This is a genomic window from Streptomyces sp. NPDC050674, assembly GCF_040654575.1.
Lineage (GTDB): Bacteria > Actinomycetota > Actinomycetes > Streptomycetales > Streptomycetaceae > Streptomyces.
This window is the reverse complement of sequence record NZ_JBFAIG010000002.1, coordinates 411312-437027: the sequence shown is the minus strand read 5'-3', so window position 1 is coordinate 437027 and position 25716 is coordinate 411312. Positions and strand designations below refer to the sequence as shown.

Annotated in this window: 25 protein-coding genes and 1 pseudogene; 17 read left to right on the top strand and 9 right to left on the bottom strand. The window is 74.4% G+C overall.

Annotated features, from left to right (window positions below; all coding sequences use genetic code 11):
- Positions 1-63 precede the first annotated feature (63 nt).
- Together AB0I06_RS05350 and AB0I06_RS05345 are read right to left on the bottom strand one after the other, a co-directional pair.
- Entirely contained in the window at positions 64-2445 is a 2382-nt protein-coding gene (locus AB0I06_RS05350) for an ABC transporter permease (protein ID WP_363117390.1), read from the bottom strand.
- Positions 2442-3215, bottom strand: a complete 774-nt coding sequence (locus tag AB0I06_RS05345; RefSeq protein WP_363117389.1) for an ABC transporter ATP-binding protein — start codon at positions 3213-3215, stop codon at positions 2442-2444. The genes AB0I06_RS05350 and AB0I06_RS05345 overlap by 4 nt, the downstream gene beginning before the upstream one ends.
- Positions 3216-3326: 111 nt before the next feature.
- Between AB0I06_RS05345 and AB0I06_RS05340 the strand changes: the two genes are divergently transcribed.
- The 7 genes from AB0I06_RS05340 to AB0I06_RS05310 all read left to right on the top strand — a co-directional run bounded on the left by AB0I06_RS05340 (position 3327) and on the right by AB0I06_RS05310 (position 10778).
- A complete protein-coding gene (locus AB0I06_RS05340; RefSeq protein ID WP_363117388.1) occupies positions 3327-4508 on the top strand; it encodes a sensor histidine kinase in 1182 nt (393 codons plus the stop codon).
- 49 nt (positions 4509-4557) lie between these two features.
- Positions 4558-5217 carry a response regulator transcription factor gene (locus AB0I06_RS05335; RefSeq protein ID WP_363117387.1) on the top strand — a complete coding sequence of 220 codons (660 nt, stop codon included), beginning with the start codon at positions 4558-4560 and terminating at the stop codon, positions 5215-5217.
- Between the two features lie 67 nt (positions 5218-5284).
- Positions 5285-6466 (top strand): histidine kinase, encoded by a 1182-nt coding sequence (locus AB0I06_RS05330; protein WP_363117386.1) that lies wholly within the window; start codon positions 5285-5287, stop codon positions 6464-6466.
- Positions 6463-7176 carry a response regulator transcription factor gene (locus AB0I06_RS05325; RefSeq protein WP_363117385.1) on the top strand — a complete coding sequence of 238 codons (714 nt, stop codon included), beginning with the start codon at positions 6463-6465 and terminating at the stop codon, positions 7174-7176. Before AB0I06_RS05330 ends, AB0I06_RS05325 begins: the two co-directional genes overlap by 4 nt.
- Before the next feature lie 96 nt (positions 7177-7272).
- The gene (locus AB0I06_RS05320; RefSeq protein WP_363117384.1) at positions 7273-8502 is read left to right on the top strand and encodes a serine hydrolase domain-containing protein; all 1230 of its coding nucleotides are present in this window, start codon (positions 7273-7275) and stop codon (positions 8500-8502) included.
- A gap of 470 nt (positions 8503-8972) precedes the next feature.
- On the top strand, positions 8973-9176 hold the full coding sequence (locus AB0I06_RS05315; RefSeq protein ID WP_003991681.1) for a cold-shock protein: 204 nt from the start codon (positions 8973-8975) through the stop codon (positions 9174-9176).
- 153 nt (positions 9177-9329) lie between these two features.
- The gene (locus tag AB0I06_RS05310; protein ID WP_363117383.1) at positions 9330-10778 is read left to right on the top strand and encodes a DEAD/DEAH box helicase; all 1449 of its coding nucleotides are present in this window, start codon (positions 9330-9332) and stop codon (positions 10776-10778) included.
- Positions 10779-11318: 540 nt separating this feature from the next.
- Here AB0I06_RS05310 and AB0I06_RS05305 read toward each other — a convergent pair.
- Positions 11319-13364, bottom strand: coding sequence for a glycoside hydrolase (locus AB0I06_RS05305; protein WP_363117382.1), 2046 nt, complete (start codon positions 13362-13364; stop codon positions 11319-11321).
- A gap of 329 nt (positions 13365-13693) precedes the next feature.
- Here AB0I06_RS05305 and AB0I06_RS05300 point away from each other — a divergent pair, with 329 nt between their 5' ends.
- Positions 13694-14680: a LacI family DNA-binding transcriptional regulator gene (locus AB0I06_RS05300; protein ID WP_363117381.1), complete on the top strand. Its 987-nt coding sequence runs from the start codon at positions 13694-13696 to the stop codon at positions 14678-14680.
- Between the two features lie 111 nt (positions 14681-14791).
- On the opposite strand, the pseudogene AB0I06_RS05295 reads toward AB0I06_RS05300, so the two are convergent.
- Positions 14792-15159, bottom strand: a pseudogene (locus tag AB0I06_RS05295) (nuclear transport factor 2 family protein).
- Between the two features lie 106 nt (positions 15160-15265).
- Here AB0I06_RS05295 and AB0I06_RS05290 point away from each other — a divergent pair.
- Positions 15266-16156: a LysR substrate-binding domain-containing protein gene (locus AB0I06_RS05290; protein ID WP_363117380.1), complete on the top strand. Its 891-nt coding sequence runs from the start codon at positions 15266-15268 to the stop codon at positions 16154-16156.
- Between the two features lie 92 nt (positions 16157-16248).
- Here the strand turns inward: AB0I06_RS05290 and AB0I06_RS05285 are convergent, their stop codons facing one another.
- Positions 16249-17181: an NAD(P)-binding domain-containing protein gene (locus AB0I06_RS05285; protein WP_363117379.1), complete on the bottom strand. Its 933-nt coding sequence runs from the start codon at positions 17179-17181 to the stop codon at positions 16249-16251.
- A gap of 62 nt (positions 17182-17243) precedes the next feature.
- Between AB0I06_RS05285 and AB0I06_RS05280 the strand changes: the two genes are divergently transcribed.
- From AB0I06_RS05280 to AB0I06_RS05250, 7 genes are all read left to right on the top strand, one after another.
- On the top strand, positions 17244-17594 hold the full coding sequence (locus tag AB0I06_RS05280; protein WP_363117378.1) for a helix-turn-helix domain-containing protein: 351 nt from the start codon (positions 17244-17246) through the stop codon (positions 17592-17594).
- A 140-nt stretch (positions 17595-17734) separates the two neighbouring features.
- The gene (locus AB0I06_RS05275) at positions 17735-17965 is read left to right on the top strand and encodes a hypothetical protein (protein WP_363117377.1); all 231 of its coding nucleotides are present in this window, start codon (positions 17735-17737) and stop codon (positions 17963-17965) included.
- Positions 17966-18139: 174 nt separating this feature from the next.
- Positions 18140-19102 (top strand): prolyl aminopeptidase, encoded by a 963-nt coding sequence (gene pip / locus AB0I06_RS05270; RefSeq protein WP_363117376.1) that lies wholly within the window; start codon positions 18140-18142, stop codon positions 19100-19102.
- 299 nt (positions 19103-19401) lie between these two features.
- On the top strand, positions 19402-19788 hold the full coding sequence (locus tag AB0I06_RS05265; protein ID WP_363117375.1) for a sortase-dependent protein: 387 nt from the start codon (positions 19402-19404) through the stop codon (positions 19786-19788).
- Positions 19785-20429, top strand: coding sequence for a class F sortase (locus AB0I06_RS05260; protein WP_363117374.1), 645 nt, complete (start codon positions 19785-19787; stop codon positions 20427-20429). The genes AB0I06_RS05265 and AB0I06_RS05260 overlap by 4 nt, the downstream gene beginning before the upstream one ends.
- Positions 20426-20917 carry an RNA polymerase sigma factor gene (locus tag AB0I06_RS05255; RefSeq protein ID WP_363117373.1) on the top strand — a complete coding sequence of 164 codons (492 nt, stop codon included), beginning with the start codon at positions 20426-20428 and terminating at the stop codon, positions 20915-20917. Before AB0I06_RS05260 ends, AB0I06_RS05255 begins: the two co-directional genes overlap by 4 nt.
- Complete coding sequence (locus AB0I06_RS05250; RefSeq protein ID WP_363117372.1) at positions 20901-21425, top strand: hypothetical protein; 525 nt, start codon at positions 20901-20903, stop codon at positions 21423-21425. The genes AB0I06_RS05255 and AB0I06_RS05250 overlap by 17 nt, the downstream gene beginning before the upstream one ends.
- Positions 21426-21447: 22 nt before the next feature.
- On the opposite strand, the gene AB0I06_RS05245 is transcribed toward AB0I06_RS05250, so the two are convergent.
- Complete coding sequence (locus AB0I06_RS05245; RefSeq protein ID WP_363117687.1) at positions 21448-22419, bottom strand: cytochrome c oxidase assembly protein; 972 nt, start codon at positions 22417-22419, stop codon at positions 21448-21450.
- A gap of 323 nt (positions 22420-22742) precedes the next feature.
- Here AB0I06_RS05245 and AB0I06_RS05240 point away from each other — a divergent pair, with 323 nt between their 5' ends.
- Positions 22743-23612, top strand: a complete 870-nt coding sequence (locus AB0I06_RS05240) for a putative RNA methyltransferase (RefSeq protein ID WP_363117371.1) — start codon at positions 22743-22745, stop codon at positions 23610-23612.
- Positions 23613-23617: 5 nt separating this feature from the next.
- Here the strand turns inward: AB0I06_RS05240 and AB0I06_RS05235 are convergent, their stop codons facing one another.
- Genes AB0I06_RS05235 through bla form a run of 3 tightly spaced genes read right to left on the bottom strand, consistent with a single transcriptional unit; the run spans position 23618 to position 25672 of the window.
- Positions 23618-24316: a DUF4328 domain-containing protein gene (locus AB0I06_RS05235; RefSeq protein WP_363117370.1), complete on the bottom strand. Its 699-nt coding sequence runs from the start codon at positions 24314-24316 to the stop codon at positions 23618-23620.
- A 34-nt stretch (positions 24317-24350) separates the two neighbouring features.
- The gene (locus AB0I06_RS05230) at positions 24351-24713 is read right to left on the bottom strand and encodes a DUF952 domain-containing protein (RefSeq protein WP_363117369.1); all 363 of its coding nucleotides are present in this window, start codon (positions 24711-24713) and stop codon (positions 24351-24353) included.
- On the bottom strand, positions 24710-25672 hold the full coding sequence (bla, locus tag AB0I06_RS05225; protein WP_363117368.1) for a class A beta-lactamase: 963 nt from the start codon (positions 25670-25672) through the stop codon (positions 24710-24712). The genes AB0I06_RS05230 and bla overlap by 4 nt, the downstream gene beginning before the upstream one ends.
- Positions 25673-25716 lie beyond the last annotated feature (44 nt).

The window sequence follows — 25716 nt, the reverse complement described above, 5'->3', positions numbered from 1 at the left end:
AGCCTAGCCGCTGCGCCCCTGCCGCTCCGGCCTCGGAGACGGCCGTCGACCGGTCGGGCGGAGTCAGGTCCGCCCCATGCGGGCGAGGGCGGCCCGGGCCGGGAGCACGGTTGCGGCCGTCGCGAGCAGCAGACAGCCGGCCACCGCAGCCGCGACCCAGGGCCAGGCCACCGACAACTCGACCGGCAGACCCAGTTCCCGGCGCAGCCCGTGCGCGATGCCGAACAGGGCGGGGGCGGCCACCGCGAGTCCCAGAGCGGCGCCCAGGGCGACGACGCAGCACGTCTCCGTGACGAGGGACAGCAGCACCTGACGGGATGTCGCCCCGGACAGACGCAGGAGGCGGAGGTCCCGTGCGCGGCCCGTGGTGGCCGTCAGCACGAGGGAGGCGACGGCGATCGCCGTGTAGCCCGCCGTGAGGGCGACGAGGATCAGGGTGAACACCCGCACCAGCCGGTCCTCCTCGGCGTCGGCCGAGGCCGCGTGCGCCGCCACCGAGACCTCCCGCGCACCGAGCCGGGCGGGCAGCGGAGCGCCGTCCGCGCCCGTGCGGTAGACGACGTCCGCGAGGGCCGACGGGTCGTGGGCACGCACCACTTCGCGGGACAGCAGGATGTCGTACGGCATCGAGTCGTCCACCACGGCGGACACCCGCGGTCGGCCGGTACGGCCGTCCTCGAAGGTGAGCGGGACGGTCCGGCCCTCCCCCCAGCCGTGGGCGGCCGCGACGGACCGGGTGACCGCGACCGTGTCCCCGCGCGGCGCCCGTGTCCCGTGCACCCGCTCGAAACCGGGCGTCACCCCGGCCGCCGACAGCGCGACCGCGCCCTCACCGCCGTAGACGGTCGTCGACAGCAGGGCCGTGCCCCGCACCCCGGCCACCGCGGCGTCGGACAGGCCCGGCATGCCCCGGGGGACGACGGCCGACTCGGCCCGCACGGCGGCGGCCTGGCGCGTGGTGCCGGCGCTCTGGGTGGTCTGGACGGCGCTGGTGATCAGCACGGCGAAGGCGACGGTCGCCAGCACCGGGGCGATCGTGGCGGACGTGCGGCGCACCGCGGTGATCATGTTCTCGCGCACGAGGAGGCCCGTCGCCCCGGGCCGCCGGGCGAGCGGCCGGGTCAGCACCCCGATGACGGGTCCGGTCAACGCGGGCAGCAGGAGGGTGAGTCCGGCCGTCAGGCTCATCGCGGCGCCCAGGGCCAGCAGCACCATGGCGTCGGACCCGGCGACGGCGGTACCCACCGAGCAGAGCGCGCCCAGACCCGTCGCCACCAGACCCGCGGCCCACCGGCGGCCGGTCATCGGCCGGCTGTCGACCGCGGCCTCCCGCATCGCCTCCAGCGGCCTCACCCGCGACGCCCGCCGCGAGGCGGCCCCCGCCCCGGCGAGTGCCGTCGCCACGCCCAGGGCCCAGGCGGCAACCGGCACCCACCACCGGATGCTCACCTCGAAGCCCGCCGGCTGGAAGCCCGCGTCGATCAGCAGCCCGGTCATCGCGGGTGCGAGGGTCACTCCCGCCACCGCCCCCGCCGCGGCGCCGACGACTCCGACCAGCAGCGCCTCCCCGTACACGAGCCGCTTCACCTGCCGCGGTGTGGCGCCGATCGTGCGCAGCAGCCCGAACTCTCGGCGCCGCCGGGCGACGGCGAAGGCGAAGGTCGAGGACACGTTGAAGACGGTGACGAAGGCGGAGAGCAGCGCCATGGCGGTGACCACCTGGCCGCCGATCCAGCGGGTCATCTCGTCCTGCTGCGGCGCGAGCGCGGCACGGGCGTCCCCGGTGAGGACCGTGCCGTCGCCGCCCACGACACGCCGCGCGGCACCCGCGACCCGCTCGGGGTCGGTGCCCGGGCCGAGGACGAGCCCGATGATCCGTACGCCGCCCGCCAGTTCGGCGGCCCGCCGGTCGGTGACGTAGTAGCCGGGGCCGTCGGTCGTGCCGGACACCGTGAAGCGCTGCGGCCCGCGCGCCGTCAGCACGGTGACGGGCTCACCCGGCCCGTGCCCGAGGGACTCGTCCAGGACGATCTCGCCGGCGGTGGCCGGCGCCCGGCCCTCGCTCAGTCCGTACGCGGCGAGCGCCGCCGTGGACCAGGGGTGTCCCTGCCGCTCCCCCGCGCGCTGTTCGCTGCCCGCCGCCTGGGCGTAGAAGGACCGGTCGGACACCGCCGCTTCGACTCCGGGCAGCCCGCCGAGTTCGCGCCGCAGCCGCTCCGCGCGTTTCGGCGCCCACGGCGGGTTCTGCGCGAACACCCCGCCCGTCCGCTCCCCCGCCGGGCTCTGCACCAGCACCGGCGCCGCCGCCAGCCGCCGCGGCACCTGCGGGCCGTCCGACAGCAGCACCAGCGCGCTCATGGTGACGACCGCGACGCCGAGCACCACCGCCACGAACGACCCCAGGAAGGAGGGCCACCGTTCCCTCGCCGTCGCCAGGCTGATCACGGTCCCACCTCCAGGGCGGCGGTGCGCGCCGCGATCGCCCCGGCACCCGCGCCGCCCGGCAGTTCGTCCGCGAGCCGGCCGTCGGCCAGCAGCAGCACGCGGTCCGCGCAGGCCGCCGCGGCCGGGTCGTGCGTCACCATCACGACCGTCTGGCCGCGGCTGTCGACCAGGTCCCGCACCAGGCGCAGCACGACCCGGGAGGCCGTGCTGTCCAGCGCCCCGGTCGGCTCGTCCGCGAACAGCACGGCGGGCCGGGCGATCATCGCCCGTGCGATCGCGACGCGCTGCTGCTGGCCTCCGGACAGTTCGCCGGGCCGGTGCCGGTGGCGGTCGGCGAGCCCGACGGCGGCGAGTGCCGCGTGCACCTCGTCCGCAGCGGGGCGGGCGCCGGCCAGCCGCAGGGGCAGTTCGACGTTCTGTGCGGCGGTCAGGGCCGAGACCAGGTTGAACGCCTGGAAGACGAATCCGACGCGTTCCCGGCGCAGCACGGTCAGCGCGTTCTCGTCCAGGCCGGACAGGTCCGTACCGTCGATCAGCACCTCGCCGGAGCTGGGCCGGTCGATGCCGGCCGCGCAGTGCAGCAGGGTGGACTTGCCGGATCCGGAGGGGCCCATGACGGCGGTCATCGTGCCGGGCGCGAAGTCCAGGCTCAGGTGGTCGAGGGCGGTGACGGCGCGCTCACCGGTGCCGTAGCGCTTGGTGACGTCACGCAGCCGGACGGGTGGCGCGGCCGAAGTCCCCTGCCGGGGCGCGGTGTCGGTTGCTGTCATGCCGACAAGACAACGACGGCGGCACCGTCCGGCGCATTGCCGCACGGGCTACATCCGATACTCCACCTGGCACTACTGTCCCGGCCGCCCGGCGCCGCTACGGTCGGGCGGGTGACCGCTCCCCGAACCGTCCTGGAGGCCGTCGCCCGGGCCCCGTTGGGTGTCCTGGCCACGGCCTGGCCCTGGCGCGCGCTGCTGTACCTGCTGTCGGGCGGGCTGTTCGCGATCGTGGTGTACCTCGCGGTCGGCGGGCTGTTCAGCGCACCCCTCGGCACGTTCACCAAGGTGCTCTGCGCGGTGGCGGTGGTGGCCTTCGCCGCCGCGCTCACCGGTCCCCTGGAACGCCGCCGCCTCACTCTCGTCGACCGGAGCGGTGCCGGCGACCGGCCGGAGCCGCACAACGGCCCCCGCGCCGCCGGGTACGGGGCCGTGTCCGTCCTCGCGGTCGGCTGGATGGACCTCGCCGTGGTCCTGGTCTCGCTCGGCATACCGGGCTTCCTCCTGATCACTCCCCTCCAGCCCACCGCCACCACCTGGCAGTCCGTGGCCGGCCCCGTCGCGGGCGCCTTGCTGCTGCCCGTCGCCGTGTACCCGGTGGCCGCGTGGGCGGGGGTCCGGGGCGCCGTGGCCCGTGCGGTGCTCTTTCCGAAGGACCGCGAGCTGCGCGAGGTCGTACGGTCCCGGGCCCGCCTCGTCGACGCCTTCGAGACGGAGCGCCGCCGCATCGAACGCGACCTGCACGACGGGGCCCAGCAGCGGCTGGTCGCCCTCACGATGAAGCTGGGCCTCGCCGCCCTCGACCTGCCGCCCGGCAGCGCGGCGGCCCGGGAGGTGGGCGAGGCCCACGCCCTCGCCAAGGAGGCGCTCACCGAGCTGCGCGAACTGATCCGCGGCATCCACCCGCAGATCCTGACCGAACGCGGACTTCCCGCCGCCGCCCGGGACATCGCCGGCCGCTGCCCCGTCCCCACGGACCTGGACCTCGATCTGCCCGGCCGTCTCCCGGCCGCCGTGGAGCAGACCGCGTACTACGTGACGGCCGAGGCGCTCACCAACATCGCCCGGCACAGCGGGGCGGACCGCTGCCGTATCACCGCCCGCTGCCGTGACGGTGTGCTCCGCCTCGACATCGAGGACAACGGCTCGGGCGGCGCGGATCCCACCCGTGGGACGGGGCTCGTCGGCCTGGCCGACCGGATCGCCGCCGCCGACGGCAGAATGCTGTTGTCCAGCCCGCCCGGCGGACCCACGGTGCTGAGAGCGGAGATCCCGTGCGCGGGTCCGGCCTCGTGAAGGGGGAGATCCGGCCCGGCGGGACCATCCGCCCGGGAACGGAGAACCGATGCGGCCATCCCTGCGCACCGTGATCGCGGAGGACGCCGTCCTCCTGCGTGAGGGGCTCGTCCATCTGCTGGAGCGCTTCGGCCACCAGGTCCTCGCCTCCGTCGGCGACGGCCCCGCCCTGCTCGCCGCGGCCCGGGAACACCGGCCGGACCTGGTGATCACCGATGTCCGCATGCCACCCGGCCAGGCGGACGAAGGCCTCCGGGCGGCCCGCCTGCTCCAGGCCGAGCAGCCCGGTCTTGCGGTGCTCGTCCTGAGCCAGTACGTCGAGCAGACCTTCGCCGACGAGCTGCTCGACGACCGCCGCGACGGCGTCGGAACGGGCTACCTCCTCAAGGAACGCATCGGTGACGTCCAGGAGTTCGCCGACGCCGTCGCCCGCGTCGCCGCCGGGGCGACGGTCGTCGACCCCGAGGTCGTACGCCAGCTCCTGGCCCGCCGCCGCGACCCCCTGGACCGGCTCACGCCCCGTGAACGCGAGGTCCTCGCGCTCATGGCGGAAGGCCGCTCCAACGCGGCGATAGCCCGCCGTCTGGTCGTCACGGACGCCGCCGTCGCCAAGCACATCGCGAGCATCCTGCACAAGCTCGACCTGCCCCCTTCGGCCCCGGACGACCACCGCCGTGTGCTGGCGGTACTGGCCTACCTGCGGGCCTGAGACAGAACCGGAGCGAGAAGACCGGTCCGGGTCCCTCGGCCCGCCCCGCCCGTTACCGTGAGGCCGCGTGGGGGGAACGCGCGGGGACGTACGGGTGTGGTGGGAGCGGGGCCGGGCGTGGGCGGCGGCCAGGCCGCTGGTCGTCGACATCGGCCTCGCGCTCCTGGTGCAGGGCGCGATGACCATGCCGTTCCTCGTGCCGCGTGCGGCCGGGGCGCCGCCGGCGACCTGGGGCGCCTACGGGCTGAGCACCCTCACCGTCGTCCCCCTGGTCTGGCGACGGCGCGCCCCCCTCGCCGTGCTGTTCGCGGTGCTGGCCACCAGTGCCCTGTACCGGTTCACCCTGGACGGGCCCGGGCAGCCGCTGCCGTACACCGGACTCGTCGTCGTCTACACCATCGCCGCGCTGTCCCCGGCCCGCGAACGGCTTGTCGCCGGAGCCGTGCTGCTGGTCGCCGTGCCGGTGGGGGTGTGGCTCAACACCCGGTCGGCCCGTGAACTGACCTTCTCGCTCTTCGTGTTCGCAGCCGCATACGTCTTCGGGCGGCTGACCGACGCCCGGCAGCGGGCCCACCGTGTCGAGGCCGAACAGGCCGCCGCACGCGAACGGGCCCGGATCGCAAGGGAGATGCACGACATCCTCTCCCACGCCGTGAGCCTGATGATCGTGCAGGCCGAGGCCGGGCCGGTGGCGGTGCGTGCCGCGCCGGAGCGGGCCGTGGCCGCCTTCGACGCCATCTCCGCGTCCGGGCGGGACGCCATGGCCCAGTTGCGGAACATGCTGGGCGTGCTGCGGGAAGGCGAAGGCGCCGACGAGCCCGGTTCCGCCGCCCCGCGCGAGCCGCAGCCCGCACTCGCCGCCCTGCCCGCTCTCCTCGACCGGGTGCGCCAGAGCGGGCTCGACGTGACGTACCGGGCCCGGGGGGACGTCCGGCCGGTGCCGGAGGGCGTCGGCGCCACCGTCTTCCGGGTGGTCCAGGAGGCCCTGACCAATACCCTCAAGCATGCGGACGCACGGACGGTGCGCGTTCAATTGACCTATGAAGCAGACGAGTTGGGGGTCCATGTGATCGACGACGGGAAGGGGCCGCGAGGGGTGTCCCGCCGGGGCGGGCACGGCCTCGCCGGGATGCGGGAGCGGGCGGCGGCGCACGGGGGCAGCGCGTCAGCCGGGCCCGGCCCGGACGGGCAGGGGTTCGAGGTGCGGGTGCGGATTCCCGTGCCCCGTGCGGCGGAGGCGGGGCGATGACGATCCGGGTCGTGATCGCCGACGACCAGGAACTCGTGCGCAGCGGCTTCGCGATGATCCTGGACGCGCAGCCGGACATCGAGGTGGTCGCCGAGGCGGGTGACGGCGGCGAGGCCGTCGACGCGGTGCGGCGGCACGCGCCGGACGTGGCGCTGCTCGACATCCGGATGCCCCGCCTGGACGGCATCGAGGCCTGCCGTGCGATCAGCGCGGCGGGCGACTGCCGCACGGTGATGCTGACGACCTTCGACTCCGACGCGTATGTGTACGACGCGCTGCACGCGGGCGCGAGCGGCTTCCTGCTCAAGGACGTCCGCCGGGACGACCTCGTGCACGCCGTGCGGGTCGTGGCCCGGGGCGACTCGCTGCTCGCCCCCTCCGTCGCCCGCCGTCTCGTGGAGCAGTACACCCGGCCCGCCGCCGCCCGGTCCCGCCGGCCCGACCCCCGGCTGGACGCCCTGACCGCCCGGGAGCGCGAGACGCTGCTGCTGCTCGCCCGGGGCCTGTCGAACGCGGAGATCGCCGCCGAGCTGGTGGTCAGCGAGCACACCGTCAAGACGCACGTCGGCAACGTGCTCGCGAAACTGGGGCTCAGGGACCGCATCCAGGCCGTGATCTGCGCCTACGAGACCGGCCTGGTCACCGCCGGGGATCCCCCGCCCGGGGGAGCGGCCCGCTCCCGGCCCTCCCCCGCGCCGGGGAGGCCGTGACGCCGCAAGACCACCGGTGGGGGCGATCCGCCGGACGGCTGTGCCGCCGAGGATGAGGACGTCGCACAACGTCGGCCCCTCTCACCGGAGTTCACCATGAGGACCCGTACCAGCCTGCTCACCGCCGCCGTGCTCGTCGCGGGCATCGCCGCGGGCCCGTCCGTGCTCCCGGCAGCCGCCTCCGCCCCGGCCGCGTCGATGGCCGCGCAGTCCCCCGACGCCGCCCTCGAAGCCGCCCTCGCCGGTCTCCCCACCGCCGACGCCACCGCCGCCCTCGTCCGCGTCGGGGGCAAGGAGGGGGTGTGGCACGGCAGTTCGGGCGTGCACGACCTGCGCACCGGGCGGCCCGCCGATCCTGCCGGCCGCTTCCGCGCCGGGTCCGTGACCAAGGTCTTCACCGCCGCGGTCGCCCTGCAACTGGCCGAGGAGGGACGGCTGGACCTGGACCGCAGCGCCCGCTCCTACCTGCCGGACCTGATCCCGGCGTCGTACGCGGGCGTCACCGTCCGGCAGCTCCTCGACCACACACACGGCATCCCCGCCCCGGACTTCCCCGGCACCACCGTCGAGGAGTGGTACGCGCACCGCTTCCGCGTCCACGACCCGAGGGCCATGGTCCGTTCGGCGACGGCGAAGAAGCCCGAGTTCGCGCCGGGCCGGCGGCAGCACTACCTCAACATCGGGTACACGATCACGGGCCTGCTCATCGAGCGCGTCACCCACGACTCCTACGAGCACCAGGTCGCCCGCCGGGTGCTCGGGCCCCTGGGGCTGCGGGACACCTCCCTGCCGGGGACGGATCCGCGCATCACCGGGCCGCACAACCACGGCTACCAGACCATGCGGCTCGACGACGGGACGACCGGGCTCCGGGACGTCTCCGTGTGGGGCACGACGGACGGATGGGCGGCCGGGGACCTCATCTCCACCACCGCGGACCTGGAGACGTTCACCCACGCCCTGTTCCGGGGGCGGATCGTGCGCGGGCCGCTGCTGGAGGAGATGTTCACGCTGCCGAAGGTGACCGACCTCAGAACCGGCGAACCGGCCGCCTACTCGGCCGGCCTGTCCATGAAGGTGCTGGGCGGACGCGAGGTCTGGGGCAAGACCGGCGGGCGCTGGGGGTACAACGCCGCCATCGCCTCCACCCGCGACGGCTCGCGCACCCTCGTCTACAGCGTCAATTCCACCGACGCCAAGGGCCAGGGCATGAACAGGACCGCCGAGAAGATCATGGTGGCGGCCTTCGGCATGCCCCAGGCGCGGCCGGAGGGGAAGCCCACTGCGGCGGTGCCGCCCGCACCAGCCCCGTCCGGTACGCGATGACGACCAGCCGCGCGCGGTCCCGGGCCCCCTCGGTTCGGCCTCGTCCCCGGGCATGCCCGGCCGGCAGCCGGCGGCCGGCAGGGCGGGGGCGACGAGGCCGGCGACGCCGAGGAGCAGGACGGGTACGGGGCGGCCCGGCACGAACCGCGCCCGGCGGGTGCCGGCGCCGGCCCCGGCGTTCTCCGCGATCCGGCCGCTCCAGCGGGCCCGCCCGCTGAGCACGGCGTGCGGCCGCGATCGCGGCACCGATGATCTCGGGTGCAAGATTCCCGAGCCTTCCGGCGCGGCCTGTGCTACCTTGGCTGGCGTTGCAGTTTTGGTTCCCAGAGACTTCGAGTGCTCTTTCGACCTTTTGTCGACGAGCACTTTTTTTGTTTCCGAGGATTCTCGGATCTCCTTAGGGTGATCATTTCGGCGACTACGGGTCCGCAAGGTGCGGGCCCTGAGTACTGCCCTCAAGGGAGATTCATATGGCTACCGGCACCGTGAAGTGGTTCAACTCGGAAAAGGGCTTCGGCTTCATCGAGCAGGAGGGTGGCGGCCCGGACGTCTTCGCCCACTACTCGAACATCGCCACCTCCGGCTTCCGTGAGCTCCAGGAAGGCCAGAAGGTCACCTTCGACGTCACGCAGGGCCAGAAGGGCCCGCAGGCCGAGAACATCGTTCCCGCCTGACGCGTACGCGCATGCCCTGACCGGGGCCCGCACCCTCGCGGTGCGGGCCTCGGCTCGTTTTTTGTTCATCTCCGGCTCAACTCTTGCGAATCCGCGGCTCTTCGAGGCCGTCGCGCATTCCTCGACGCGTGCCGCATCGAGGAAGGTTCCCCCATGGACCGCACGGCTCGCAGGAACAACGGCTCTCCCCACTCCCGCGGCAACGGGTCCCGCTCCCGTAAGCCGGGTGGCGCAGGCACCGCCTCCCGTACCGCGGGCGGTGGCCACGGCGGCCGGCGCCCCGCCCCCAGCCGGGAGTTCGCCCCGCCCGCCACCGTCACCCCGGCGCTGCCCGCCGTCGAAGCGTTCGCCGAGCTCGACCTGCCCGAGCGGCTGCTGGCCGCGCTGACCGCCGAGGGCCTGACCGCGCCCTTCCCGATCCAGGCCGCGACCCTGCCGAACTCGCTGGCCGGGCGGGACGTGCTCGGCCGTGGCCGCACCGGCTCGGGCAAGACGCTCGCCTTCGGCCTCGCGCTGCTGGCCCGCGTCGACGGACGGCGCGCGGAGGCCCGGCAGCCCCTGGGCCTCGTCCTCGTGCCCACGCGCGAGCTCGCCCAGCAGGTCACCGACGCCCTCGCCCCCTTCGCCGGCGCGCTGCGGCTGCGGCTCACCACGGTGGTCGGCGGCCTGCCGATCGGACGGCAGGCGAACGCGCTGCGTACCGGTGCCGAGGTCGTCGTCGCGACGCCCGGACGGCTCAAGGACCTCATAGACCGGGGCGACTGCCGACTGGACCACGTCGACATCACCGTCCTCGACGAGGCCGACCAGATGACCGACATGGGCTTCATGCCCCAGGTCACCGCCCTGCTCGACCAGGTGCGACCCGGTGGCCAGCGGATGCTGTTCTCCGCCACCCTGGACCGCAACGTCGACCGGCTGGTCCGCACGTACCTGCACGACCCGGTGGTGCACTCCGTCGACCCCTCGGCGGGCGCGGTCACCACCATGGACCACCACCTGCTGCACGTCGAGGACGACGACAAGCACGCCACCACGACCCGGATCGCCGCCCGCGACGGGCGCGTGATCATGTTCCTGGACACCAAGCACGCCGCCGACCGGCTGGCCAAGAAGCTGCTCGCCGTCGGTGTGCGCGCCATGGCCCTGCACGGCGGCAAGTCCCAGTCGCAGCGGACCAAGACCCTGGCCCGCTTCAAGGACGGCCAGGTCACGGTCCTGGTGGCGACCAACGTCGCCGCCCGCGGCATCCACGTCGACAACCTCGACCTCGTCGTCAACGTGGACCCGCCCGGCGACCACAAGGACTACCTGCACCGCGGCGGCCGTACCGCCCGCGCCGGCGAGTCCGGCACCGTCGTCACGCTGGTCCTGCCCCACCAGCGCCGCGAGATGACCCGGCTGATGGCCGACGCCGGGATCACCCCGCAGGTCACCCGGGTCCGCTCGGGCGAGGCCGAGCTGAGCCGCATCACCGGGGCGCAGGAGCCGTCGGGCGTGCCCGTCGTCCTCACCCCGCCGCCCGCCGAGAAGCCCCCCGCGCGCACGGGTTCCGCCCCGGGCGGACGGCGGAGCAGGCCGCCCCGGGGCCGCCGCCGCTGACCGGCCCGCCGGCGTTCCGGGCGGGCCGGACACGGCCCGGACGTGAGGGACCGCCCGCAGCAGCACCGAAGCCCGCATCGACACAGCCTCCGGTGCCCGCTGTCCACAGTGGGCGGCCGCCCGAAGCCGTGGACGGCGAGGCACCGCGGAGCACCCGGCCGCCTGCCGGTTCCGCGCCGGGCGGACGGCGGAACAGGCCGCCCCGGGGGCGCAGCGGCCCGGACGCCGCCGTACCGGGGCGTGGGGGGACAGGCCGCCGTCAGCAGTACGCCGACGCACGACGCCCCCGCCTCGACACGGCGCCCACCCCTGGCAGGGGTACCGCCACAGCCGACGGGCGCTCGCCGTCCACAGGGGGCCTCCCCTCGCTGTGGACGGCGAGGCACCCAGCCCGACCGTTACGAGGCCCCGACCCCGCCGTAGTACTGGGACGGAGCGGGCAGGCCGCCGTCGGCGGTGAGCCGGCGCGCGACGCCCCCGGCTCCGCGGCCGGTGACGGGCGCGGAGGCGGGGGCGTCGGGGACGGGGCCGGGCGGGAGGTCAGCCGCCCGTGATCTCGGTCAGCTTCCAGCGCTGGTTGGAGCCGGAGTTCGGCTGCCAGACGCCCACGGACGCGCCGTCGCTCGTGGACTGGCCACCGACGTCCGGGAGTTGACCGGTCGCCACGTTCACGAGCGTCCAGGAGCCGTCGCCGGTCGAGGACGCGATCCACTGCGCGGCGTCGTCGCGGCGGCCCTCGTCGGGTTCGGCGACCAGGGCGCCGTCACGGATGGCCAGGCGCTTGTCCGTACCGGTCTCGGTGAGGACGTAGCGCTTGCGGTTGCCGTCGCCGCGGACCTGCTCCACCCGCCACTGCCGGCCGCTCGGGTCCGACTCGTTCGGGGTCCTGATGACCAGGCCCGTGCCGTTGCCGGCGATGGTGAGGTCCTTGCCGCTCTGGACGCCCGTCAGCCGGTAGGTGTGGCCCTTGCGCAGCTCGGCCGCGTCCTTCGCGACCCCGGAGACACCCTTGACGAGGAAGGACGTCACCGACTGGGCGGGCACCGTGAGGGTCGCCTGCCTGCCGCTGACGCGGACGGCCTTCTGCTGCTCCAGCTTGCCGTCGGCGCTGGTCACCACGGGGGTGACCGTGGCGCGGGAGGAGACCCGGCCGAACTTCGACAGGTCGAGCGTGACCTCGCGCGCCTCGGTGGCGCTGTTGACGTGGACTACGGTCGCCGCGTCGCCCTTGCGGGAGACCGCCGCGGTGCTGGAGGTGTCGTTCGTCTTGATCAGCCGGTCGCCGGGCTTGATGTAGTGCGTGAAGTTGCGGGCCGTGTCGAACTTGGTGTTGGTGTGGACCGGGCAGGACTCCAGGGTGTCCTTCTTGGTGCAGCTGAACGGGAGCTGGATCTCGCCCCAGTTGCCGCCCTTGGCGGACTCGCCGCCCGGCTTCATGTTGTCGTAGTCCTCGACGGGCTGCCAGAACACCCAGGCCTTGGGCTCCAGTTCCCGCAGGTCGTCGACCATGCGCTGGGCGAGACCGAGGCCCGGCCGCATGTCCGTGAAGCTCTGCCCGTCGCCCCAGTCGCCCTCGACCTCGCTCATCCACAGCGGCTTGTCGGCGGCCTTGGCCAGGTCGCGGACGGTGGTGCGCTGGCCGGTGCCGTAGGTGTGGACGTTCATCTGGCCGACGAGGTCGCGGACCTCCTGGGGGTAGGAGTTCCAGTTCGTCGCGAAGGTGCCCGGGTTCGTCTCGTCCATCGCGGATATCTCCGCGTCCGACCGGGACTTCTTCAGCACCGGGGCCAGCGCGCGGATCACCTTCTGCTGGAGCTCGGGGCCGATGTGGGCGCCCTCCTGGCGTCCGCCGACCGGTTCGCCGTCCGGGCCGAGCTTGGTGCCCCAGTAGTTCGTGTTCGGCTCGTTGAACGGGTCGAGGGTGTCGACGTCGATGCCGTGCGCCTTCTCCAGACGCTCGGTCGCGCCCACCAGGTACTTGGCGAAGTCCTCCACGGACTCCGGCTTGAGCTGGTCCTTGCCCGCGTCGAAGTTCCCGGAGACATAGCCGCTCTCGGTCATGAACCAGGGCGGGGAGTTGCTGAAGGTCTCCCAGTGGGTGATGTCCTTCTTGATGCGGTCGACCCACCAGCGCTGCGTCTTGTCCGCGTTCTTGTTCCAGTCGGCCGGGTCGTCCGCGTCCCACCAGTCGACGTCCTCGCGGGTGGTGCCCGCCGGGGCCTTCCACCAGCCCTCGACCGCACCGCCGGCCCGCAGGTAGTCCTTGACGTCGGGGGCGTTGCCGCCGCCGATGTTGTAGCGGGCGATGTTGAGGTTGAGGCCGTCGTCGCCGAAGAGGAGCTTGTAGAGCTTCTCGCGGATCGCGGGCGGGTAGTCGCCGGTGGCGTTCGCGAACCAGACCAGGCTGGTGCCCCAGCCCTCGAACTTCTCCCCCGCGTAGGAGGGGTCGGGCCGGACGGTGACGCCGGTGGCCGCGGAGTCGGCGTGGGCGGCCGGCAGGGTCGTCGTGGCCAGCATGGTTCCGGTCGCCACGGCGGTGACGCCGATGGCCCCGAGGAGCCTTCTCTTGCGGGTGCGGTGTGCCATCTCGAGTACTCCAGCTCTTCTGCGTGCCGCACATCGCGGCGGACGCGGAGATCGGGGCCTGCGCGGTGCGATCGGTGCGGGTTCGATACCTTCTCGTACGGTTTCGACTCGGCAATGTTTACGTAAACATCCGCTGGCGGGATGTCTACACTGTCCCCATCTCAGGGGTCAAGGAGTCGTTCCGGACCGAAAGTTGTGCCGGTGGCGGTGAGCGAAGCGAGGGGCGGGTGGGGACGGTGGAGGGCGAGAGCGGCTCAGCGGGCACGAGCGGCCCAGCGGGCACGAGCCGGACCAGAAGGCGTCCGGCCCGGCCCCGTCGGGGCGCGTCCATGGCCGACGTGGCCCGGCTCGCCGGTGTCTCCTCCCAGACGGTCTCCCGCGTCTCGAACGGCTTCCCGGGCGTCACCGAGGACACCCGCGCACAGGTCCTGGCCGCCATGCGGGAGCTGGGCTACCGGCCCAACAGCGCGGCCCGGGCGCTGCGCCGCGGCGAGTTCCGCACCCTCGGCGTGATCACCTTCTCGCTGTCCACCATGGGCAACATCCGCACCCTGGAGGCCATCGCCACCTCGGCCGCCGAGCACGGCTACGCCGTCACCCTGCTGCCGGTCGCCGTTCCCACGCAGGACGAGGTCAACGGCGCCTTCTCCCGGCTGGGGGAGCTCGCCGTGGACGCCGTCATCGTCATCATGGAGATCCACCTGCTCGACGCGGTCACGGTCTCCTTGCCACCCGGTGTGCAGGTCGTGGTGGCCGACTCCGACGCCGGTGACCGCTACACCGTCGTCGACACCGACCAGGCGGGCGGTGCCCGTGACGCCGTACGGCATCTCCTCGACCTCGGCCACGACACGGTGTGGCACCTGGCCGGCCCGGAAGGCTCCTTCGCCGCGCAGCGCCGGGCCAACGCCTGGCGCACCACGCTCACCGACGCGGGTCGGACCCCGCCGCCCCTGGTGCGTGGCGACTGGTCGGCCGAGTCCGGCTACCGGGCGGGTCTCCTCCTCGCCGACGAGCCGGACTGCACGGCGGTGTTCACGGCCAACGACCAGATGGCCCTTGGGCTGCTGCGCGCCCTGCACGAACGGGGCCGCCGCGTGCCCGGTGACGTCAGCGTCGTCGGCTTCGACGACCTCCCCGAGTCCGCGTCCTTCCTCCCGCCCCTCACGACGATCCACCAGGACTTCGCGGAGGTGGGACGGCTGTGCGTGGAGGGGGTGCTCAGCAAGATGCGCGAGGACGGGGCGGAGCACGGGACGACGCTGGTGCCCACGCGGCTGGTGCGGCGGGCCAGTACGGGGCCCAGGGCGCGGTGACGCTCGCTCGGCGGTAGCCCGGCGATCGGCGGTGGACGATGTGGCCGGCCTGCCGGGTGGAGGCGCGTCCGGGCGGGTCCCCGCCCTTCGGGGTCCACCGCCGCGGTCGCCTCAGGCCGACGCGGGCGGCAGGAACTCCGGCTGGTCCAGGATGCGCAGCCAGCTGCCGTCCGCCTGCCTGCGGACCACCTGGCCCGGGCTCCCGTGCCGTCCTTCGGCGGGGTCGAGGTGAGGGCGATGTCGCCGTGGACCAGGGTCGGCAGGGGCTCTTCCGGTTCAAAGCGGGGGCGGTCGGCCAGGACCTTCTCCCAGAGGGCGCGGATCGCTTCCCGGCCCACCGTGCGCCGGCCGGGCGGGTAGGCGAGGACCGCGTCCTCCTCGTAGAGCGCGGCGACACCGGCCGCGTCGCCGGCGTTGGAGCGCTCGACGAACAGACGGGTGATGTCCTCGGGGCGCATGGCCTTCTCGTACTGCGGCACGGGGTCCTCCTGACTCCCGACGCGGAATGCCTCGGTGACTCCAGCCTCGCCACGGAACGACCAGAAGTCCAACAGATGGATCCGATCACAACTAGAATTTCCAGTCATGGAACTGAGGCAGCTGGAGTACTTCGTCGCCGTCGCCGAGGAGCGGAACTTCACGCGGGCCGCCGAGCGGGTGCACATCAGCCAGTCCGGAGTCAGTGCCCAGATCCGCCAGTTGGAGCGGGAGCTCGGGGCCGAGCTCTTCGACCGGTCGGGGCGCACCGCGACCCTCACCCCCGCGGGCAGGGCGGCACTCGACCACGCCCGTGCGGCACTCGCCGCGGCCGGGGCCGTCGGGCAGGCGGTGGGGGAGGTCACCGGGCTGATCCGGGGCCGGCTCGTGGTCGGGATGGTGGTCGGCTGCACCCTCACGCCTCTGTTCGACGCCCTCGCCGCGTTCCACCGGGCCCATCCGGGGGTGGAGATGTCCCTGCTGGAGGACCGCTCCGACCGGCTCGTCGAGGCGGTGCGGCTCGGCACGGTCGATGTGGCCCTCGTCGGGACGGGTGAGGCTCCCGAAGGGCTGGAGACGCTGACGATCATCAGTGAGCGGCTCGTCGTGGTGGTTCCGGACGGGCACCCGCTGGCGTCGCGGCGCCGGGTCGTGCTGTGGGACGTCGTCGCCCATCCCCTCGTGTGCATGCCCGCGGGCACCGGCCTGCGGACCGTCTTCGACCGCGCCTGCGCCGCGCGGGACCTGCGGCCCGGGATCGCGTTGGAGGCCGGCGCCGGGGACGCCGTCGTGGACCTCGCGGCCCGCGGGCTCGGCGTCGCCGTCCTCAGCGAGTCGATGGCCGCGGGCCGGGACGGCGGGGTCGTCGTCCGCGTCATCGACGACGTCGAGACACCCGCCCTGCTCGCCCTGGTCTGGCGGGGCGGGCGCGGTCCCGCGGTACGGGAACTGCTCACGCGGTGCCGCTCGGCTTTCGGCCTGCCCGACGGCGGCGCGTAGGCGCCACCGCCACCCCAAGGTCTTCAGGACCTTGAGAGCCTCCCGGGCCTCCACCTCGGCGCGGCACCCCCGGACCGGCGAACGGACGGACGTCACCGCCGCCCGAGGAGCTCCGCCACACGGATGAAACCGTCCTGCCCGTGCCCCCGCCCGATGGCACGGCGGGCCATGCCCTCCGCCGCGCGCATGACGCCGGCGTCGATGCCGTGCGACTCGGAGACGTGGACGATGTGGGACATCGACGACGCGGCCGAGACGAGCGGGTTGCCCTCGCCGGAGTAGGTGCCCGCGTCGGCGTCCGCCGCGGTTCCCGCGAACACCGGGGGGAGGATCGCGCCGATGCCCTGGGCGAAGGGCGCCAGTTCGGTCGCCGTGATGCCCTCGGCCCGGGCCACCGCCAGGGCGTGCGCGTAGCCCGCCATCGCGGTCCAGAAGATGTCGAGCAGGGCGATGTCATAGGCCGCGGCCCGGCCGGGATCCTCGCCGAGACGGGTGTGGGTGCCTCCCAACGCCGCCCGGACCCGGGACAGTTCGCCGTACAGGTCCTCGGGCCCGCTGTACAGGAAGACCGCCTCGGGCGTACCGATGGTGGTGGTCGGGGTCATGATCGCCCCGTCCAGGTAACGGACGCCGTGGGCGGCGGCCCAGGCCGCGGCGTCACGGGCCCGGGCGGGGGTGTCGGCGGTCAGGTTCACGACCGTACGGCCCTTGAGGGCGGACGCGACCTCGTCCCGGCGCAGGACCGCGTCGGCGGCGTCGTAGTTCACCACGCAGACGACGGTCACCTCACTCGCCGCCACCGCTTCGGCCGCCGACGCCGCGCCCACCGCACCACGGTCGAGGAGCTCACCGTCCCGGCCAGGGGTGCGGTTCCACACGGTGGTGCGCAGTCCCGCGTCGACGAGCGCGCCCGCCAGGGCCCGGCCCATCGGGCCCAGACCGAGGACGGTGACCGTGGCGGCCGGCTGAGCGGCGGGCGGCCGGCCGGAATGCGCCGGGACCGGGGAAGCGCTGTACGAAGACATCATCAACTCCTGTGATGGACAAGATGGATGGACAAGACAATGACTGACAAAAGGGGGCGGGTATGACGCGTCGGCGCCAGGATCCGGACGTGTGCGGGGTGACCGCCGCGATCGCCGTGATCGACGGCAAGTGGAAGACGGCCCTGCTCTGGCTGCTGGAGTCGGGCCCGCACCGCCCGGCGGAGCTGCGCCGGCGGCTGCCGGGCCTCTCCGAGAAGGTGCTGACCGAGGCCTTGCGGGAGATGGCCGCGGACGGACTCGTGCACCGCGAGGCGCACGACGTGCTGCCGCCGAAGACGGTCTACTCCCTGACCGCGTTCGGCCGTGAACTCACCGAGGCGCTGGAGCCGTTGTCCGACTGGGGCCACCGTCGCCTGGAGAAGCTGGCCGAGGCCACCCGGCCGGCCTCCTGACGCGACTGCCTCCTTTGTCCCTTCCGCTTCCTGCGCCGCACCGGCCGCCCGACACCAGGTTCGCCCGGCACCGGCGCGCTGCCAAGTCCCCACAAAAAGGTGGGTACTCCGGCCCGTTCCGGGTCGGTTGGCGTGACGGCGTGATCAGGCTGCTGCAATGGGACGGGCTCACCGACCGCGCGTGCTTCGACGACTGGTACCGGGAGGAGCGTGACCGGTTCGCGGACATGGCACGCGACGCCGCCTGGAACCGTCTCTTCGAGGCGCTGGGAGAGCGGCCGGAGTGGGTCAACCTGCCCCGGCCCGGCAACCGCAGCGGCTTCTCCCCCACCTGCTCGACCTCCTCGAACCGGTGCCCGTACGGCCCCTGAGGGCCACGTGCATGTGCACGCCAGCTCCCGCATGGACGCCGAGGACGGGGACCACTACCGGGTGACACCGGAGGGCTGGACCAAGGCCACGTAGTCGCGCCTCGGCTCAAGTAGCCTGCCCGGGGCGGGCATTCAGCCGCGTGGGTCCGTACGCCCGAGAGAGGGGCCTCTCGCATGGCCGAGCTGTATCCCGCCGGCATCGAGCCGTACGGGCACGGCATGCTCGACGTCGGTGACGGCAACCGCGTGTACTGGGAGACCTGCGGGAATCCCGCGGGCAAGCCCGCCCTCGTGCTGCACGGCGGGCCCGGGTCGGGGACCGGGCCGTTCTGGCGGCGGCTGTTCGATCCGGCGGCGTACCGCGTGGTGCTCCTCGACCAGCGCGGGTGCGGCCGGAGCACCCCCGACGCCGCCGACCCCGGGACCTCCCTCACCGCCAACACCACCCCACATCTGATCGCCGACATCGAGCAGGTGCGCCGGCACCTCGGCATCCAGGAATGGCTGGTCCTCGGCGGATCCTGGGGCGTGACCCTCGCCCTGGCCTACGCCGAGCAGCACCCCGCGCCCGTGTCCGAACTGGTCCTCTTCAGCGTCACCGGCACCACCCGTCGCGAGGTGGAGTGGGTCACCCGCGACATGGGGCGGATCTTCCCCGAGGAGTGGGCCCGGTTCCGGGACACCGTGCCGGCGGCGGAGCGCGACGGCAGCCTGGTGGACGCCTACGCCCGGATGCTGGCCGATCCCGACCCGGCCGTACGGGAGCGGGCGGCGCGGGAGTGGTGCCGGTGGGAGGACACGCACGTCTCCACCATGCCGGGCCATCGGCCCGACCCGCGATTCGAGGACCCGCTCTTCCGGATGCGCTTCGCCCGGCTCGTCACGCACTACTGGCGGCACGCCGCCTTCCTGGAGGACGGGGCGCTCCTGCGCGACGCCGGAAAGCTGGCCGGCATCCCCGGTGTGATGATCCACGGCCGGATGGACATCAGCAGTCCTCCGGACATCGCCTGGCACCTGGCCCGGGTGTGGCCGGACGCGGAGCTCGTCCTGATCGACGACGAGGGACACGGCCTGTCGGGAACGTCCACGACGACGGCGGTCCTGGCGGCGACGGACCGGTTCCGGACGACGTAGCACCGGCACCGGACCTCGGGCGAGGTGCCGCAGGTCGGCCCGGAGCCGGGCGGCGAACTCCCGGCGGTGGCGCCGCGCCACGAGGCGCGGCCGGAGGTCGACGTCGATGTGCGCGGCGGCGCACGCACCCGCCCAGTCGCCGGCGGTGCGGCGCGCGGTGGCGGTCGCGATCACTATTCCGGCACCCCTGCGGCGACTTTGCCATCCCTTTACAACCCGCCGGGTCCCCGCCTCGTCTCTCCGCACGATCTGTCACCAGCCCGCCGACCGTCGGGCGGACGACGAAGGAGTGCGATTCCATGCGCCGAACTGTCCTCAGTACCCTGGCCCTGGCGGGCACCGCCCTACTGCTGGGCACGGGGCCCGCTTTCGCGGACGGGGCGACGACCCCGAGCCCGGTCCCGTCGGCCGCCTCGCCCACCGCCGTGCCCGAGGAGAGCGCCGAGCCGACCCAGGCACCCGCCGAGGACGAGCCGACCACCGCACCGGCCGAGGACGAGCCGACCCGGGCGCCCGCCGAGGACCAGGTCTCCGTCCGGCCGAGCGGCGCGCCCGACACCGGTGTGACGACGTCCCAGGACTCGGGGGCGGGCGGCACGGCGATCGGCGCGGGCGCCGCCGCGGTGCTCGCCCTGGGCGGTGGCACCGTCTTCGTCGTGCGCCGCCGCCGGGCGACCGGGGCGTGAGCCCGTTCTCCAGGCGCGCGTTCGCCGCCGGGGCGCTGGCGTCCCTGCTGACGGCGTGCGGGGGTCACGGAACCACCGGCCACACGACCACCGGCCCCGACGCCACCGCACATCGGCCGAGGACCACCGCCGGGCCGGTGCCGGTCGACGGCGCGCGCCCCCTGGCTCGTTCGGTCCCGGTCCGGCTCCTGATCCCGGTCATCGGCGTCGACACCCCGGTGGTCCGGCTGGGTCTGGCGGCCGACGGCACGGTGCAGGTGCCGCCGGTCACGGATCACGACCGGGCGGGCTGGTACCGGCACTCGCCGACCCCCGGCGAGACCGGCCCGTCGGTGTTCCTCGGCCATGTCACGGTCGGCCCGTACGGTGACGGCGTCTTCCGTCACCTCGCCCGGCTGCGCCGGGGCGACCGGATCGAGGCGCGCCTGGAGAACGGCACGACGGCCCCGTTCGCCGTCACGGCCGTACGGACCGTCCCGAAAACCGACTTCCCGGCGGACGACGTCTACGGGAACGTGGGCCGCCCCGAGCTGCGGCTGATCACGTGCGGCGGGGCGCGGACCGGAGACGGCTACGCGGACAACGTGATCGTGTTCGCGGCGCTGAGCGGCGCGAACTCCCCCACCCCTGGAGAGCGTTGAAACGGTCCCGTGAGAAGGCAGCGTCCGAGCTGTTCGCCGCCCTCTACCCGCGCCTCGCCGGCTGGTGCCGCCGGCTCGTCGACGACGACGGGACGGCCCACGAGATCGCCTCGGAGGCGTTCACCCGGCTCTGGGCCCGCTGGACGTCCGTGGAGGAGCCGCGCGGGTTCCTCTACGTCACCGCGGCCAATCTCGTGCGCGACCACTGGCGCAAACTGGAGCGCGAGCGCCGGGCCCTGCACCGCGTCACGTCGGAGGCCGCCGTACGCCCGCCCGACGAGCAGGCCGACCCGTCCGTGCGGCTGCTCGTGCAGTCGCTGCCGGAACGACTGCGCGTCCCGATCCTCCTCCACTACTACGCTGACATGCCGATCCGGGAGGTGTCCGCACTGACCGGGCGCAAGGAAGGCACCGTCAAGGCCGATCTGCACGCGGCCCGGGAACTGCTCCGCGTCCACCTGAGGAGAAGCCTTGACCACACGTCTTGACGGCGACCCCGGTGAGCCGGAGTACGCCCTCGACGACCCGCTCGCCGTGATCCTTCGCCCCTCCTCCCCCGACTACCTGGGTGCTCCCACCGGCCAGTACGAGGCGATCCGCCGTCGTGCGAACCGTCGCCGCCTGCTGCGCGGTGCGGCCGGGGCGGGCCTGTGCTGCGTCGCGGCGGCCCTCATCGCGCTCCCTCTGCGCCACACCGCGGCCGAGCACCCCCCGACCCCGACGATCCCGATGGCCCCGCCCACCACGAGGCCGGCGCCGGCCACCGACTCGGCGCCCCCCACCTCCGTGCCGTCCCCGTCCGCTTCCGACTCGCGGCCCTCGTCCCCGGGCACCACCGCCCCCCGCACGAGCCGGCCCGGCACCCCCGCCCCCGAGGAGGCGACCGGCCGGACGGAGCCGTCCCTCGCCCCGTCGGCCACCCCCACCTCGATACGCCCCGTCCCGTCGGCGGCCCGCCCGGCCACGGACCGGGAGACCGTGCCGGACAGCCGCTGACCGGCACCGGCACAGGCCCGGGTCAGTCCCCCGGCCCCTGCCGCCGCATCCGCTCCGCCACCTCGCCTGCTTCGGTCTCCCACCAGGGCCGGACCAGTTCGGCGGGTCCCTCCGCGGTGGCCGTGGGCACGAGTTCGCCGTCGAGACGCCGGTCCAGCACGGCCGTCTGGGCTCGCTCGGCCCGCACCCACTGCGCGAGGACCGCCAGCAGGAAGGGGACGGCGACCAGTTCGGCGATGCCCAGCATGGCGCCGCCGCCCAGCTGCTGGTCGTGCCGGACGTCGGACCCGGGCGGGGCGTGGTGCAGGTACCAGGCGCCCGCGATCAGGGTGCCGTGCGTCATGACCACCAGTCCCGGGAGCGCGTCGACGACCCCGTCCAGGAAGACCAGGGCCGCCCGCACGGGGTGGGTGCACCAGGCGGGCAGGGCCTCCTCGCCGGTGAGCACGGGAAGGACGAACAGGCAGCCGGCCGCCAGCAGTTGGAGATACATCAGCTCGTGCAGCCAGCCCACCCGCAGCGCGGTGGCGAAGTACGGCGTGAAGTAGACGGTCAGTTCGGTGGCCAGCACCAGGACCGTGCTGACGAGCGGGAACGTCAGCACTCTGAGCAGCCGGCCGGTCAACGCCCGCCGCACCCGGTCCGCGCCGCGCTCCGGCAGCGCCCGCACCGCCAGCCGCAGCGGGTCGCCGAGGGCGAGGCCCAGCGGCGCGAGCAGATCGAGCCCCACGTTCTGCACGGCCGCCGTCCAGAACAGCTCACGGTCGTAGACGGCGAGGCCGGACATCGTGGCCACGACGATCGTCCCGAGCCCGAGCAGGACGAACGCGGCGAGCCGGGCCGGCGGCCACGAGCCGCCTCTGCCGCGCACCCGGACCACTCCCCAGGCGTAGAGCCCTCCCAGCACGGCGACGAGCAGCAGCGCCGGGACGTCCGGCCGCCACGACCCCAGCAGTCGTCCGAGGGTCGGGTCCGGAAGGTACACAGCCGACAGTTCGCTCACCGGCGGACGATAACCCCCGAAGTTAAGGAGATGCCCGGCAGGTGGCCACGGCCCGCCAGGCCCGGAGGTGTTCAGGCCGTCCACGGCGGCGGCTAGCCTTGCCCGTATGGCCCTGGCATGCAACGCCCTGCCGCACTGCTTCCTCTGACGCCGCGGTGAGGACGGCGACGTGAGTGCGTCACGTCGCCCTCCTCGGCGTCCCCGCACCCCGGCCGCCGGCGCACGGCGGCCGGCTGCGCGGCGCCGACGTCTCACCGTCCGCCACGCGCGCGGCGTGCCCGCTTCCCGTGTGCGCCGCGTTCCGAGGAGCACCCATGCCGTCCGACCGACTTCTGTCCGTCCTGACCTGCCCGCTGTGCCCGGCCGGTCTCCACCGCACCGGCGGAGCCCTGCGCTGCGCCGGCCGGCACACCTTCGACATCGCCCGCCACGGCTACGTCAGCCTGCTGACCGGCCACCGGCGCGCCCCGAGCGCCGACTCCGCCGAGATGGTCCGCAGCCGCGCCGCGTTCCTCGGCGCCGGGCACTACGACCCGCTGGCCCGCACCCTGGCGGGGCTCGCCACCGAACTGGCCCCGCCCGACGCCACCGTCCTGGACGCCGGGGCGGGCACCGGCCACTACCTCGCGGCCGTCCTGGACGCCCTCCCCCGGGCTCTCGGCCTGGGACTGGACAGCTCCGTACCCGCCCTGCGCGCGGCGGCCCGCGCCCACGCCCGTGCGGAGGCCGCCGGCTGGGACGTCTGGCAGCCGTGGCCGGTCCGCACCGGCTGCGCCGACCTCGTCCTGAACGTCTTCGCTCCCCGCAACGGGCCCGAGTTCCACCGGGTCCTCACCCCGTCCGGCGCCCTGCTGGTCGTCACCCCCACGGCCCGGCATCTGCGCGAACTGCGCGCGTCCACGGGGCTGCTGGCCGTGGACCCCGGGAAGGAGGAGCGCCTGCGCCGGACCCTGGCGGAGCATTTCCGGCACGAGCGCGCCGAGACGCTGGAGTACCCGATGAGCCTCACGGCCGGGGAGGTCACCGGTCTGGTGACCATGAGCCCGGCGGCGCGTCACGTCGATCCCGCAGCGCTGCGCGGCCGGGTCGCGCAGTGGGCGGCACCGGTGCGGGTGACCGCCTCGTTCGTGGTGTCGGTCTACCGGCCTCGTCGAGGGCCGGACCGGCGGCCGCGAGCGGCCTGAGCGGCCTAAGCGGCCCGAGTGGCCTGGGCGGCCTCGGCGGGCTCGTCCAGGCGCCGCTGCTGGGCCGTCGTGAGCGTGTGGATCATGAGGGCGGCGGCCCCGGCCGCGGCCACGACCACCAGGTCCGCGGCGAGCAGGGGCAGCACTCCGTCGTAGGCGCGGGCGATGACCTCGTCGGTGTCGTCGGCGTAGATCAGCCCCACGCCGCCGGCCAGACCGGCCAGCCACAGGCCCCACCACCAGTTCACGACGGCGGGCAGCGGCCGCTCGGGGAAGACCGAGCGGTGGACGTCCGCGACGAGCCCCCGGGGTATCCACAGGTTCACCACGGGCACCACCCAGCCCAGCCAGAGCCAGAGGTAGGCGTAGCGCGGCTCCGCGCCCGACAGGGCCCTGGCGTTGTCCCGCATGCGGTCCAGCCAGAACAGGAACGCGATGGCGCAGACGGCCGTGACGGCACCGCCCACGGAGTCGACCAGGTGGTAGGAGTCCTCCAGGGCGTTCAACGGGCGGTGCTCGCCGCCGCCCTGGTCGGGCGGGCCGGACGCCGGCATCCCGGCCGTGGCGAGCCGGAGGTGCCAGACCGCCCGGGCCACCCAGGTCAGCGCGGCCAGGGCGAGGGCCACGACGGCGCACCGGGCCACCGCCCGGACGGGACGCGGGGCGGGGACGGGGCCAGTGGGGTGGGACTTCTGTTCGATCACCCCGTCATCCTGCCGGACGCCCGCTCCGGCCCGGTCACCCTGCCGGACGCAGCTCCGCCGGCCGGCCGTCCGCGTCGAACCGCACCTGAAGGACCTGGTCGACGGCGTCCCGGTCGAGGGGACCGAACACGTGCGGGAACAGGGTGTCCCCACTGACGCCGGGCGGCGGGGCGGGGGCCGCCGCCTCCCACTCCACCCTGGCGGTGAGCCGTGCCTCGTCGAGGGCGAGCACGAGCAGGGGCCGGGGGGCGTCCCGGTAGAAGGCGTCGACGACGGCCAGGGTGGTCGCCTCGTCCGGGGAGCAGTGCACGAAGCCCTCCTCGGCGAGGGAGGCGGGGGCGTACGCCGGGCCCGGGGCGGTGTTCCAGACGGTGAGCGGAACGACGTGATAGATCATGGCCCCGTTATAGACGCCGACGGGAGGCCCGGAAGCCCCAGGGCGGCGACGGTCCGCCGGGTCGTCTCGGCGATCAGGGGGTCCGACGGGTCGGTGCCGCGGCCGGGCCGGTCGGTCATGACGGCCAGGACCAGCGGCTCGGTCCGGGGCGGGTGGACGATCGCGATGTCGTTGGCCCGGCCGTAATGGCCCGTCCCCGTCTTGTCGGCCACCTTCCAGCCCTCGGGGAGCCCGGCCCGGATGCGGCGGGCGCCGACGTCGGTGGCGTTGCGCGAGAGCCAGTCCATCAGCAGCCGGCGTTCCCGGGCGGGCAGGGCGGTGCCCAGGAGGAGCGTCCGGAAGTCGCCGGCGATCGCCTGCGGGGTCGTGGTGTCGGCGGGGTCGCCCGGCGGCACGTCGTGCAGGTCGGGCTCGTAGTGGTCCATGCGGCTCGTGGTGTCGCCGAGCCGGCGCAGATAGGCGGTGAGCCCGGCGGGGCCGCCGATGTCGCGCATCAGGAGGTTGCCCGCCGTGCCGTCGCTGTGGCGGACGGCGGCGTCGCAGAGCTCGCGGAGCGTCATCCCGCGCGCCACGTGCCTGCCCGTGATCGGGGCGGTGGAGCGCAGGTCGGCCTCGGTGTAGGTGACGCGGCGGTCCAGGCCGCCGGGGGAGCGGTGGTGCAGGACCGCCGCCGCCGCGAGTGCCTTGAACGTCGAGCAGAACGCGAAGCGCTCCCCGGCGCGGTGCACGACGGTGGCACCGGTGCCGGTGGCGAGGGCGTAGACGCCGACGCGGGCGCCGTACGCGCGCTCCAGGTCTGCCAGCCGGAGGTCGCGGACCGGTGATGTGCCGGAGGGCACCGGGGTGTGCCGGCGCGCGCGGTCGGCGGGGTGGTCGCCGGTGCCGCAGGCGGTGAGCGGGACCAGGACCGAGGCGGCCAGGAGGGCTCGGCGGGAGCGGGCTTGCCGGTCGGCGGTCATGGCGAGGCTCCTGTCACACGGGGCGCGCCGGGGCCGGGCTCTCG